General features: G+C 73.0%; 10 protein-coding genes. 4 read left to right on the top strand and 6 right to left on the bottom strand.

The window, feature by feature from the left end; translation table 11 throughout:
• The first annotated feature begins 98 nt into the window (after positions 1-98).
• Positions 99-1748: a penicillin-binding transpeptidase domain-containing protein gene (locus tag ACGFIS_RS05535; RefSeq protein ID WP_392969695.1), complete on the top strand. Its 1650-nt coding sequence runs from the start codon at positions 99-101 to the stop codon at positions 1746-1748.
• On the opposite strand, the gene ACGFIS_RS05530 is transcribed toward ACGFIS_RS05535, so the two are convergent.
• From ACGFIS_RS05530 to ACGFIS_RS05515, 4 genes are all read right to left on the bottom strand, one after another.
• Positions 1675-3099, bottom strand: coding sequence for an MFS transporter (locus ACGFIS_RS05530; RefSeq protein ID WP_392900046.1), 1425 nt, complete (start codon positions 3097-3099; stop codon positions 1675-1677). The two genes, ACGFIS_RS05535 and ACGFIS_RS05530, sit on opposite strands and share 74 nt — an antisense overlap.
• Positions 3100-3106: 7 nt before the next feature.
• Positions 3107-4090, bottom strand: a complete 984-nt coding sequence (gene bla, locus ACGFIS_RS05525; RefSeq protein WP_392900050.1) for a class A beta-lactamase — start codon at positions 4088-4090, stop codon at positions 3107-3109.
• A gap of 107 nt (positions 4091-4197) precedes the next feature.
• Positions 4198-5286 (bottom strand): magnesium transporter CorA family protein, encoded by a 1089-nt coding sequence (locus ACGFIS_RS05520; protein WP_392900053.1) that lies wholly within the window; start codon positions 5284-5286, stop codon positions 4198-4200.
• A 22-nt stretch (positions 5287-5308) separates the two neighbouring features.
• Positions 5309-6403 (bottom strand): LacI family DNA-binding transcriptional regulator, encoded by a 1095-nt coding sequence (locus ACGFIS_RS05515; protein ID WP_392900058.1) that lies wholly within the window; start codon positions 6401-6403, stop codon positions 5309-5311.
• Between the two features lie 136 nt (positions 6404-6539).
• Here ACGFIS_RS05515 and ACGFIS_RS05510 point away from each other — a divergent pair, with 136 nt between their 5' ends.
• Positions 6540-7742, top strand: a complete 1203-nt coding sequence (locus ACGFIS_RS05510) for an MFS transporter (RefSeq protein ID WP_392900061.1) — start codon at positions 6540-6542, stop codon at positions 7740-7742.
• A gap of 39 nt (positions 7743-7781) precedes the next feature.
• On the opposite strand, the gene ACGFIS_RS05505 is transcribed toward ACGFIS_RS05510, so the two are convergent.
• Positions 7782-9386: a dolichyl-phosphate-mannose--protein mannosyltransferase gene (locus ACGFIS_RS05505; RefSeq protein ID WP_392900064.1), complete on the bottom strand. Its 1605-nt coding sequence runs from the start codon at positions 9384-9386 to the stop codon at positions 7782-7784.
• Positions 9387-9468: 82 nt separating this feature from the next.
• Here ACGFIS_RS05505 and rsmI point away from each other — a divergent pair, with 82 nt between their 5' ends.
• On the top strand, positions 9469-10302 hold the full coding sequence (rsmI, locus tag ACGFIS_RS05500; RefSeq protein WP_392901425.1) for a 16S rRNA (cytidine(1402)-2'-O)-methyltransferase: 834 nt from the start codon (positions 9469-9471) through the stop codon (positions 10300-10302).
• Between the two features lie 85 nt (positions 10303-10387).
• A complete protein-coding gene (locus tag ACGFIS_RS05495; protein ID WP_392900067.1) occupies positions 10388-10690 on the top strand; it encodes a hypothetical protein in 303 nt (100 codons plus the stop codon).
• A 42-nt stretch (positions 10691-10732) separates the two neighbouring features.
• On the opposite strand, the gene ACGFIS_RS05490 is transcribed toward ACGFIS_RS05495, so the two are convergent.
• Positions 10733-12319: a hypothetical protein gene (locus ACGFIS_RS05490; protein WP_392900070.1), complete on the bottom strand. Its 1587-nt coding sequence runs from the start codon at positions 12317-12319 to the stop codon at positions 10733-10735.
• Between the last annotated feature and the right edge of the window lie 595 nt (positions 12320-12914).

Raw genomic sequence — 12914 nt, 5'->3', positions numbered from 1 at the left:
GATATCAATCTTGGACATTCCGGGGTGTGGCTGGTGTTCTTGTGTCCCGACCGTGCCCGACCATGGGGCGGGGCCCGGTCAAGGGAAGGGAGTTCGATATGCACCGATCCCGTGTGATCGTCGCGGCGGCGGTCGCGGTGGTGGTCGTGATCGTGGGGGCGGGGGCGGTGTGGTTCGTGCACCGGGGGGACGACCCGAGGGACACGGCGGAGCGCTACCTCGCGGCCTGGAGCGGCGGCGACCTCGCCGCGATGAAGGCCCTGACCGACGGCGCGCCCGCCGACTTCGACAAGCGTGTCTCCGGCATGCGGGACGACCTGGGCGTCGTCCGCCAGCGCTACACCGTCGCCTCGGTGGGAGATCCGGACGACGGCAGGGCGGGCGGGTCCTACTCGGCCGAACTGACGCTCGCCGGTGACCGGACCTTCAAGTACGACGGGGCTCTGCCGCTCGTCGAGCGGGACGGAGAGTGGCTCGTCCGGTGGTCGCCGCAACTCCTGCATCCCGGGCTCAAGGAAGGGCAGCGGCTGCGCGTGGCCCGCGACTGGCCCGACCGCGCCGCCGTCCTCGCGGCGGACGGCAGCGTGCTGAGCACCTCACCGTCCGGGTCGGCCCGCCAGCTCGCCGGGCAGCTCGGGGTCGCGTCCCCCGAGGCCGCGAAGAAGCTCGGCGCGCCCTACCGCGAGGGCGACGCGGTCGGCACCGGCGGCCTGCACCAGCAGTACGAGCGCCGCCTCGCCGGAACGCCCGCTCTCGGCGTGCAGATCGTCGACGCCGAAGACAACGCGGTGAAGACCCTGCAGCGTTTCGGCGGCGCCGACGGCGAGCCCCTGAGGACGACGATCGACCCGAAGGTGCAGGCCGCCGCCGGCAAAGCCCTCGGCGAGGCGAGCGAGCCCGCCTCCATGGTGGCGCTGCGTCCGTCCACCGGCGAGATCCTCGCCGTGGCGAACAAGCCCGGCGGGTACAACCGCGCCCTGATGGGCCAGTACCCGCCCGGCTCCACGTTCAAGGTCGTCACCGCCGCCGCCCTCGTCGCGGACGGTGTGGGCGTGGGAACGAAGGTCGCCTGCCCGGCCACGACCACGGTCGGCGGCCGCTCGTTCCACAACTACCACCATGAGGACTTCGGGACGATCCCGTTCCGTGAGGCGTTCGCGCACTCGTGCAACACCACGTTCGCGCGGCTCGCCGTGGACAAGCTCGGGGAGAAGCGGCTCGCGGAGGTCGCGGGCCAGTTCGGCTTCAACGTCCCGATCATCGCCGGGCTCCCGGCGGTGCGCGCCGCGTTCCCCGGCAACAAGGACGACACCGCGTTCGCGTCCGCGTCCTTCGGCCAGGGCAAGGTGCTGACCAGCCCGCTCAACATGGCGAGCGTCGCCGCGGCGGCGGCCGACGGCACCTGGCGTTCGCCCCGCATCGTGGACGCGGCGGTCGCCTCGCAGGCCGCCGACGCCGGCGGCCGCAAGCCCGTGCCGCCGAAGAAGCTGGAGCCGGCGGTCGAGAAGGCCCTGCACGCCCTGATGCCCGCCGTGGTCAGCGAGGGGACCGCGTCCGGCGTCGGCTTCCCGTCCGGGACGGCGGGCAAGACGGGGACGGCCGAGTACGGGTCGGGCGAGGAACCGCCGACCCACGCCTGGTTCATCGGCTACCGCGAGGACGTCGCCTTCGCCGTCATCGTCGAGGGCGGCGGCACCGGCGCCGAAGCCGCCGCGCCCATCGCCGCGAAGTTCCTGAAGGCCCTCTGACCGGGGACGGGGTCACGGCACCGTCTGCGGTCCGGCTCAGGCGGACGGCGGACAGTAGCGCGAGGACGCCCAGCCCGGTGAGCGCGGTGGCCGCGCCGGCGGGCCCCGCGTCGAAGAGCGCGCCGACGGCCAGGCCGCCGGCGAAGGCCATCATCCCGGCGAGGAACGACGACGTCCCGAGATACGCGCCGACCCGTCCGGGCGGCGCGTGCCGGGCGACGACCTGGAAGATCGACGGCTGCAGGAGGCCCGCCCCCAGCCCGCTGAGGACGGCCGCGGCCAGCAGCCCCGCGACCTGCGCGGCGTCCCCGCCACCGGTGAGTTGGGATCCGTCCAGCGGGACGAGTGCCAGGTACCCGGTGCCCGACAGGAGCAGCCCGGCCCGCAGGACACGGGGCCGGCCGGCCCGCCCGCCGGTGGCGCACCAGGGCTGGACGGCGGCGATCACGGCGGCGGCCACGCAGAAGAACACGGTCGCCCAGCCGGAGTCGAAGCCCTTCAGCGGGACGACGGTCGTGGTCGTGCTCGCGAGCAGGGTGGAGGGGGCGACGGCCACGGCGAACCGGAGGAACCGGCGGTCCCGGCCCACCTCGCCGAGGCTCCGCGTCAGCGTCCGGGGCGCCGAGGCGCCGGGCGCGCGCGGGGCCGGAGGCAGCAGCAGGAAGAGGGCGGCGGCGACGCCCCAGGCGGCCGCCGCGGCCGCCGCGAGAACGGGGAAGCCTCCGCCGGCCAGCAGCACCAGCCCGGCGGGCGGGCCGATCACCGCGGAGATGTGCCCGCTGATCAGATAGGTCGCGTAGCCGCCCGGCCGGCGTGCGGGTGAGAGTCCCGCGACCAGCGACTGGGCGGCCGGATGGTAGAGGGCGCCGCCGACGCCGAGCAGGACCGCGGCGGAGACCAGCCCGGCGATGCCGTCCGCCGTGCCCAGCAGCCCGAATCCGCCGGCGCGGACGACGCATGCGAGCGTCCCGGCCCGGGGCGCGCCCAGAGCGTCCGTCAGCGCACCGACCGGCAGCAGCAGCGTGTACTGGATGAGGAGCCGGGTTCCGAGCACCAGGCCGATCGTCCCGGCGGCCAGGCCGACGCCGTCGCGCATATGGGCGACGACGTGGCCGAACACGGCGTAGAAGCCGAGGCCGATGGCGACCTGGATGGCGGCGATCACCAGGATGGTCCGGCGGTCGGCGGATCGCCCGCCAGAGGTCCCCGTGCCGGAGATCTCCGTGCCGGGGGTCTCCGTGCCGGGGGTCTCCGTGCCGGGGGTCTCCGGGCCGGGGGTCTCCGGGCCGCCGGGGGACGGGTCCCGGGCCGGGAGGGGACGCGCGGAGGCGGTGGTGCGGCCCGGGACCATCGTGCCTCTAGCCGGCCGGCCGGAGGGCGCGGACCAGGATGGCGGTGGCCTTGGCGATGGCCGCGCCGTCGGCGGCGCCGTCCGGCGTCCGCCGGTTGGTCGTCACCACGATGATCAGCGGTGCTCCGCCGGACGGGGGCCAGGCGATCGCGACGTCGTTCGCGGTGCCGTAGGTGCCGCCCGTGCCGGTCTTGTTGCCGGCCGTCCAGCCGTCCGGCAGCCCGGCGCGGATGCGGTCGGCGCCCGTCTCGGAGGCCTTCATCCAGCCGGTCAGGCGGTCCCGGTCGGCGGGCGCCAGCGCGTCCCCGACGGTGAGCGCCCGGAGGCTGCGGGCCCAGGTGCGCGGCACGAGCGTGTCGCGTCGCTCGCCCGGCTTCCAGTCGTTGAGCGCGGTCTCCCAGCGGTCATGCCGGCTGAGCCGGTCGCCGAGCGAGCGGAAGAACGCGGTGTGCGCCGCGGGACCGCCGATCTGCTTCAGCACCAGGTTCCCGGCGGTGTTGTCGCTGACGGTGATCGCCGCGTGGCACAGTTCGGCGACGGTCATGCCGGTCTTCACGTGCTTCTCGGTGACGGGGGAGTAGTCGACAAGGTCGGTTTCCTTGTAGCGGATGACGCGGTCCATCAGGCCGGGATCGGAGCGGCGGGCCTTCTGCAGGACCGCGCCGCACACCACGGCCTTGAACGTGGACAGGAAGGGGAAACGCTCGTTGGCACGATAGCCGACGGCACGATCGCTGCCGGTGTCGATCGCATACGCTCCGATCCGCACCTGACGGGTCTTCTCAAGTGCGCGGAGTTGCGTGTTGACCGTTCCCTGGGACGAGGCCGGACGGTCCGGCACCACGGGCAGGGGAGCGGTGGCGCTCTGCGGTGTCGCGGTCGCGGTCCCGGTCTCCTCTCCGCCGCCGCATCCGGCGGCGGAGAGGAGGAGGGAGAGCGTCAGGCCGGTGGCCCCGAGGACGGTTCCTAGGCGGGTTGATCTCGTTCGCATGCAGCGAGCAGACCAGAGCCGCGACGGCGATGTCCAATATTGATATTGGAGAAACACCGATATGCGTTGACATATAAATCCACGGTGACCTGTGGATATGGGCGGTATCACAGCCAGTCGCGGAGCTTGAAGATCACATAGAGGCCGACGCTGCAGATGACGATGATGAGGGTGCTGGCCACGACACCGGAATACTCCCCCTCACCCGGGTAGGGGATGTTCTGCCCGTAGAAACCGGTGACGGCGGTCGGCACCGCGATGATCGCCGCCCAGCTCGTGACCTTCTTCATCACCTCGTTCATCCGGTTGCTCTGCAGGGCCAGCCGCGTCTCGATCAGGTCCGCGACGAGGTCGCGCAGCCCGTCCGTCCACTCCGCGACGCGCAGCGTGTGGTCGTGGACGTCCTGGAAGTAGGGCACGAGCGACGGTGCGACGAGCCGCAGGTCGCGCCGGAGCAGCGTGTCCACGACCTCCCGCATGGGCAGCGCGACCCGCCGCAGCGTGGCCAGATTCTTGCGCAGCCGGTAGCTGCGGTGCTGGATCTCCTTGACCGGGAACGTCTCGCCGAAGACCAGTTCCTCCACCACGGCGGCCTCGTCGTCGAGGGCCTCGACGGCCTCCAATTGCATGTCCACGACCAGGTCGAGCATCCCGTACAGCAGGAACGCGGCGCCGGTTTCGCCGAGTTCGCCGCCGGGGCTCTCGTCCCAGCGGCGGATGAGCGCGTCGACGTCGAAGCCGCCGTCCTGCCGCACCGTGACCAGCGCCCGCTCGGCGAGGAAGGCCGACAGTTCGTGCATCGTGAGCTCGGCGTCGTCCACCAGCGGGACGTACATGTTGAGGAACGAGTACCCCTCGTAGCGGTCGAGCTTCGCCCGCTCGTGACGGGACACCGCGTCCTCCACCGCGACGGGGTCGAGCCCCAGTTCGTCGCCGACGACGTGCAGGTCCTCCTGGCGCGGCCCGCACACGTCGAGCCACACGACGACGTCCGGCCGCCGCAGATACTCGCGGATCCGGTGGACGGGGAAGCCCTCGGCCTCGATCTTGCCGCTGCGCCAGGCCCGGGTCCGGGGCGCCGCCGTGCCGATGCGGTTCTCCGGATGCCCCTCGACATCGGTTTCGGACGGCTGCCCGGTTCTGGACGGCTGCCCGGTTTCGGACGGTGGCCCGGTTTCGGACGGTGGGCTTTCCATGTGCCCCTTATACCCGTCCTCCTCAGGTCCGCGAGGACGACGGGCGCCCGGTCGCCGGGGCCGCCGTGGAATCGCGGACGATCAGCTCGCCGGGAAGGACGCGGGGACCCGGGCGTCCGCCGGCGAGGAGGTCGAGCAGAGCCGTCATGCCCTGCGCGCCCAGCTCCTCCGCGGGGAGCCGGACGGTGGTCAGCTCGGGTTCCAGCGCGATCGCGAGCAGCACGTCGTCGAACCCGGTGACCGACAGGTCGGACGGGACGTCCAGCCCGCGCGCCCGCGCCGCCTTGTAGGCGCCTGCGGCGATCAGGTCGTCGTCGCAGACGAGCGCGGTCGGCCGGCCGGGGCCGTCCAGCAGCCGCCCGGCGGCCTCCTTGGACGAGGCGACGTCGATCGCGCACGTGGACCGGGTCAGGCGGCCGCCGGGCAGTGCGGCGACGGCGGCGGCGAGGGCGGCGGCGCGGGCGTGGAACGTCCACTGGTCGACGGCGGCGGCCACATGCCCGATCCGGCGGTGGCCGAGGCCGGCGAGGTGATCGGCGATCGCGCGCATCCCGTCGGCGACGCCGAAGTCGACCGTGGGGATCGCGGCCGTGGAAGCGCCGGCCGCGCGGGCGCCTGCCGTGGGGGCGCCTGCCGTGGGAATGGAGCCGCCGGCGCGGGGGGCCGGGCCGCTGTCGAGCATCACCGCGGGCGTCTCCCGGAACTCGCCGAGCGCCTCCACGGCCATCGAGGACGCGAGGATCCCGTCGATCGCCTCGTCCGGCGCCGCGAACGGGCCGTCGGCCGGCCCGGCCGCGTCGTCCGGCCACGTCGAGACGACGACGCCGAACCCGTGCCGTGCCGCGACCCTCGCCGCGCCCGTGTAGACGGGGCCGAAGAACGGCGCGGTCAGGGTCGGGACCATCAGCAGGACGGTCCGGGTGGTGCCGAGCCGCAGGTTCCGGGCCGCCTGGTTGGGCCGGTAGCCGAGGCGCTCGGCCGCGCCGCGCACGCTGCGCGCGGTGGCGGGGGAGACCCGGCCCCGCCACTTGCCGCCGAGCACGAGCGAGACCGTGGACTGCGAGACCCCGGCCTCCTGAGCCACGTCCTTGCTGGTGGGGCGGCCGACTAAGGGCACCTGCGCCTCCCTGTGGAGTGTTCCGGGACCAACGCGGACTTGATCGGGACCAATTCAGACTAGAGCCGAACACCTCCGAAGTGGTACGTATGACCTTGCGAGTAATACGTATGACTCAATCTCCGGGGAGCCATCGATGCGCGGCTATGTCGTCTTCCTGCGGAGGCCGTATGCGGGAAGGCTGCTCGGCGGCACCCTGCTCGGCCGGCTCCCCAACGGCATGGGGATGCTCGCCGTCGTGCTGCACATCCGCGCGGACGGCGGCGGATACCCTCTCGCCGGAACCCTCGCCGCGATCTTCGGGCTCGCGACGGCCGCGGGGCAGCCCGTCCTCGGCCGCGCCATGGACCGGCTCGGCCAGCCGCGCGTCCTGCTGCCGGCCGCCTGCACCGCCGCCGCCGGCTTCGGACTCCTCGCCGCCGTCGGCGCCGAACCGCTGCCGGCCGCCGTCACCGCGGCGGTCATCGCCGGGTTCGCCACCCCGCCGCTGGAGGCCGGGCTCCGCGCCCTGTGGCCGGACGTCCTGGACGGCCAGGAACAGGTCGACGCCGCGTACGCGCTGGACGCCGCCGCCCAGGAGATCCTCTTCACCGTCGGCCCCCTGCTCGTCGTCGCCGCGGCCGTCGTGAACACCGAGACGGCGCTGCTGCTCACCGGCGCACTCGGCATCGCCGGGACGCTGGTCGTCACGCTGTCCGGGCCGTCCCGCAGATGGCGGGGGCAGCCGCGCGCCGCCGACTGGGCCGGGCCGCTGCGCTCCCCGGGGCTGCGGATCCTGCTGTTGTCGCTCGCCTGCGCCGGCATCGCGCTCGGCGTCTACGCCGTCGCCGTCGTCGCCTACGCCGAACGGTACGGCCGCGACCTGGCGTCCGGGCTGCTGCTGGCCTGCATGGCGGGCGGTGCGCTGGCGGGAGGACTCGTCTACGGTGCCCGGCCATGGGCGGGTGAGCCGCACCGGCGGCTGGCGTGGCTGCTCGCCGCGCTCGCCGCCGGGTACGTCCCGCTCGTCCTCGCGCCCGGCCTGCCGGTCATGTCGGTGCTCGCGTTCGTCAGCGGCGTCTCCCTCGCGCCCGTGCTGGCGTGCAGCTTCGCGCTCGTCGACCGGCTCGCGCCGAGCGGGACCGTCACCGAGGCGTTCGCGTGGGTCGTCGCGGCGATCGGCGCGGGCGGTTCCCTCGGCTCCTTCGTCTCCGGCGTCGGGCAGGACGCCGCCGGCGTCCCGGGCGCGTTCGCCGGGGCCGGCGTCGGCGGTGTCCTCGCCCTGGTGCTCTGCCTTCTCGGCGCCCGGACGCTCCGTCCCCGAACCGCGCCCGCCCTCACCGCCGAAGCCCCGGCCTGAACCCCGCCGCCGGAGGTCGGACCCAGGAGCGGGCGGCGGTCAGACCCAGGACTGGAACCAGATCCGTTCGTGCCAGTCGTCGTAGGGGATCGTCTGGGCCGTCAGGATCGGATGGAAGTACGCGAAGTTCGCCAGCACCACCAGCAGGAACGCCCCGGCGGCCGCGGCGCCGACCAGCCGCCGCGTCCCCGCCGCCTGGGCGACCTCCGGCCCGTGCGCGCCGCCCACTCTGGCGGGGGCGGGCCCTATCAGGAACCCCAGCACGAGGACGACCGCCAGCACCATGAACGGGATCAGCGGCGTCGCGTAGAACAGGAACATCGTGCGCTCGCTGAACGCCGAGGGGAACCAGGTCAGCCAGCCGGCGAGGAACCCGAGCAGGATCGCCCCCGCCCGCCAGTCCCGCAGCATGATCCAGATGAAGGCGACGGCGACCAGCGCGACCAGCGCACCCCACCACAGCGCGGGCGTCCCGATCCCGAGGATCTCGCGGGAGCAGCGCCCCGCATCGCCGCAGGCGTTCTTCGGCTCGGTGTAGAAGAACGCGACCGGACGCCGCAGTATCGGCCAGTCCCACGGCCACGACTGGTACGGGTGCTTGTCGTCCAGCCCGCTGTGGAAGCCGAGGATCTGCCCGTGGTAGCGCCACAGGTCCGGCAGGGCCTCGAACGGCCGCCACAGCGGATTGCCGGACACGTCGCCGCGTCCCCAGCCGCCCGGCCGGAAGATCCAGCCCCACCAGGTCGCCACGTAGGTCACCAGCCCCACCACGACGATCTGGACGAACGCGGGAACGGCCTCCAGCAGCATCGTCCCGGCGAACGGCGCGCGGACCCCGGCCGCGCGGCGGGCGCCGTAGTCCCACAGCACCACCATCAGCCCGAACGCGGCGACATAGAAGAGGCCCGTCCACTTGGTGGCGCAGGCCAGCCCGAGGCAGATCCCCGCGCCGTACCGCCAGCCGTGCGCGAGGAACGGCCCGTGGACCGACGTGGTCCCACCTTCGATCTTCTCGGCGAGGACGCGGCGGGACCGGTCCCGGTCGGCCACCAGGCACGCGAACCCGGCGAGGACCCAGAACATCACGAAGATGTCCAGCAGGGCCGCCCGGCTGGTCACGAAGTGCAGGCCGTCCAGCGCCAGCAGCAGCCCGGCGGCGCAGCCGAGCAGCGTCGAGCCGGTCATCCGGCGGGCGACCCGGCACAGGATCAGCACCGACAGCGTCCCGACGAGGGCGGGCATGAACCGCCACCCGAACGGTGTCGCGCCGAACATCCACTCACCGATCGCGATCATCCACTTGCCGAACGGCGGGTGCGCCACGAACGCGGCGCCCTCGCCCCAGATGTTCGCGTTCTGGTCGGCGATCAGCATCTTGTCGGCGTTCTCGACGGTGTTGTGCTCCCAGCCGAACTCCAGCAGCGCCAGGGCGTCCTTGGCGTAGTAGGTCTCGTCGAAGACGACCGTCTTCGGCGTCCCCAGCCGGTCGAAACGCAGGTAGCCCGCGAAGAGCGTCACCAGCAGCGGGCCCAGCCAGGACAGCAGCGGGCTGCCCGGGATCGCGGGCGCCATCCACTCCCGGAGCGGGGGCGGCATCCGCCGGGACCCAACGGCCGGGGCGGGGACCAGATCCGTTGTCGCCATCTTGGGAGTTTATTGCGTTACTCAGGCCGCAAGGCGCCTCATTGGCTTCCATGGGTCGCTCCGCTGGGAGAATGGGTGCGTGATGGGGACCCTGTTGCTCGCGGCGGCGCCGATCGGGCGTGCCGAGGACGCCTCCGCCCGGCTGCGGGCGGCGCTCGCCGGCACCCCGGTGATCGCCGCGGAGGACACCCGGCGGCTGCGCAGGCTGGCGGGCGACCTCGGCGTGGAGGTCACCGCGCGGATCGTGTCGTACTACGACCAGAACGAGAAGGCCAGGGCGGCCGAACTGCTGGCGGAACTGCTGTCCGGACGGGACGTCCTCGTGATCACCGACGCGGGCATGCCGGGCGTGTCCGACCCCGGATACCGGCTCGTCCGCGCGGCGGTCACCGAGGGGGTCCCGGTCTCGGTGCTGCCCGGGCCGTCCGCCGTCACGACCGCGCTGGTGGTGTCGGGCCTGCCCACCGACCGGTTCTGCTTCGAGGGCTTCCCGCCGCGCAAGCCGGGCGAGCGGTCCCGGCGGCTGGCCGCGCTGGCCGCCGAGCCCCGCACGATGGTGTTCTTCGAGTCGCCGCGCCGGCTGGCCGACACGCTCACGTCGATGGCGGACGCGTTCGGTGCCGGCCGTCCGGCCGCCGTCTGCCGGGAGCTGACCAAGACGTACGAGGAGGTCCGCCGCGGGACGCTCGGCGAACTGGCCGCGTGGGCGGACGACGGCGTCCGCGGCGAGATCACGCTGGTGGTCGGCGGTGCGCCCGAGCCTGAAGGGCTCTCGGATCCGGCCGACCTCGCCGCCGCCGTCGCCGCGCGGGTGGACGCCGGGACGCCCCGCAAACAGGCCATCGTGGACGTCGCCAAGGAGAACGGCACCCCGAAACGCGTGGTCTACGACGCCGTCGTCCAGGCGAAGAAGTAAACCCGCCGGGCGATGCAACCGGCGCGTCCGGGGAATAACCCGGGGCAGCGGCGCATGGAGGGCGTCACCGAGGGGGGTGATCGCCGTGCGGGACGCATGGTCGAGCCATGAAGCGTGGGTCTTCGAGTGTCTGAACTGCTCGACGACCTGGAACGAGGAACTGGAGGTCCGCCACTGCGGTGACGGGCACGGGAACGAGGCCGTCATCTACGAGCGCGGCGGGCAGCCCTGCACGACGCCCTGGATGGACCGCTGCTGCCCCCGCTGCCAGAGCCAGAACGTGAAGGCGCTGTCCGCGGTACGGGGCAGGCGGGACGAGGTGCCGAAGGCGCGCAGCGGCGACGACGTCGCGATGGTGTTCCACCTCCGCCGCCTGCACGCCTGGTGACCCCGGCCTGACTACTTGCCGCGGCCTGGCTACGCGGCCTGATTACTTGGCCGCGACCTCCGGGACCTTGGGCTCGGCGGGTTCGGCCGGGACCTCCGACGTGTCCGTCGGGGCGGCCGTGCCCGAACCGTCCCCGCGCCGCAGCCGGCGTCCCCACCCGGCGACCGCACCGCGGACCTCCGGTGTGAACGCCATCCCCGCGGCGAGCGCCGCCAGCGGGACGGCGGGCAGCACGTACCGGTAGTCGAACTCGGCGGTGGCCGCCGGCGCCAGCAGCAGCCCGGTCGCGAGCGTCCACGGCAGCAGCGCCTGGCCGCCGAAGCGGCGCCACAGCGGGACGAGCCCGGCGAGGCCGATGAGCAGGATGCCGCCGACCATCGTCCCGCGCAGGTAGAAGACGTCCTGGTAGCCGCGGGCGACACCGGCGAACGGCTCGACGACCCGGGTCTCGGCGTCGCCGTTCTCGTACGCCTTCGCCTCGGCGGACGCGATCGAGTTGCCGTCCATCTTCCAGTCGGGCAGCGTCCTGCTGGTGGTCTTGCGGAACTCGTACTGCTTGTAGGTGTCCGGGTCGGGGAACGTCGTCCGCTCCCATCGGAAGACCCGGAAGAAGTCGTACGCGACCACCTGCAGGTAGTCGCCGGGCTGCGCGATGATCGCCCGCTTGGCGAAGTCGTTGCCCAGCGCGTTGTTCTCGGGGCCGAACCGTGTGCCGGTGTAGCGGTTCAGCGGGGACTGGGCGTTCCAGATGCCGTCCTGTGAGTTGGGCAGCCGGTTCGCCGGCTCCGTGCACAGCGGGTATTCGCGGACCGGCAGATCGTTCATCTGGTGGCAGTCGGCGAACTTGTAGACCCGCGCGTACAGGAAGATCCCGTTGCTCTCGGTGATCGCGAACTTGTCGCTGTCGAGCTTGTACCAGCCCATGTAGGACAGGACGGGCAGCATGCAGGCCGCCAGCGTGACGCCCATCAGCTTCCAGCCGCTGCGCCGGATCAGCATGTACACCAGCACGCCGAGGAGCACCGGCATCCCGACCGAGCGGGTCAGCCAGGACAGCCCGATGATCAGCCCGACCGCCGCCGCGATCCGCCAGGACGGGCGGTCGTGCCACAGCAGCAGCGTGACCGCGCTCATCACCAGGAACATGAACATCGTGTCGGACAGCACCAGGTGCTCGAGCTGCAGCTGGTAGGCGTCCAGCAGCACGGGCGCGGCGGCGAGCGCGGCGCCCCAGCCGGGCAGCCGGAACTTGCGCCGCAGCAACGCGTAGATCATCACGCCCATGGCCAGGCCCATGAGGTGCTGGACGGCGGCGACGAGCGCGAAGCTGTGGAACGGCTTGAGCAGGATGAGCAGGAAGGCGTAGCCGTCGGGACGCAGCGGGTGCGGGTACGGGTCGGTCGCGACGTGCAGGTAGTCGAAGCTGTCGTTGAAGAACATCACCGGCTGGTAGCCGAGCATCGCGATGACCCGGAGCAGTGCCGCTATGGCAATGATCACACTGAAGGCCGGATGGCGGCGTGCCAGCGTCCACAGCCCGCGGGCGCGCCGCCGGCGTCCGGAATCGACGCTCTCATCAGGCGTTTCGTCGCCTCGGCCGGGCCTGTCGGCGGTGTCGGCCGTACGCACCGGACCGGATTTTGAGACAGACGATGTGCCGGATTTCGGCCCGTCCTTAATGTCGCCGGCCGATTTTCCGGCGCTTTTCGTCCCACCGGGCGTGTCGCGGCGTGCCGCGGTGCCCGCCACGCCCGGCCGCCCGGCGGGGGTGACCTCGGCGGATCCGTCCCCCGCGCCCGCGTCGCCGGCGCCCCCCGCGGCACCGCCCGGCGCCGTCCCGCCCGGCGCCGTCCCGCCCGGCGCTGCCCCGTCCGACGCGGCCCCGTCCGACGCGGCATCGTCGGCCGCCCTGCCCGGCGCCGTGCCGAGCGCCGTGCCCTGCGGCGATTCGCCCGCCACTGCCGCACCTCCCCTTCGGTGTCCGGCCCCCGGTCCGGTGGCACTGCGTTCCCCGTCGCGCGTCACAGCCGACCCAACCTTTCCGGGCCGCTGTGCCCGTATGCTTGACGTCCTAGCCTGCCGCCCGCGACCGTGGCGGAGAGGGTCTTTCGGTTGCAAGTGCGCAACACGATACGGGTGCTCTTGACGAGAGCGGCCATCATTACCCGTCCCCGGCAGGCATCATGAACCGACGACGGGCCGCCCCGCGGAACCCAAGAGATTA

Origin of the sequence: Spirillospora sp. NPDC048824, assembly GCF_043198455.1 — a bacterium.
GTDB lineage: Bacteria > Actinomycetota > Actinomycetes > Streptosporangiales > Streptosporangiaceae > Spirillospora.
Note: the sequence above shows the minus strand (reverse complement) of the source record. Positions and strands in the feature narration are given on the sequence as shown.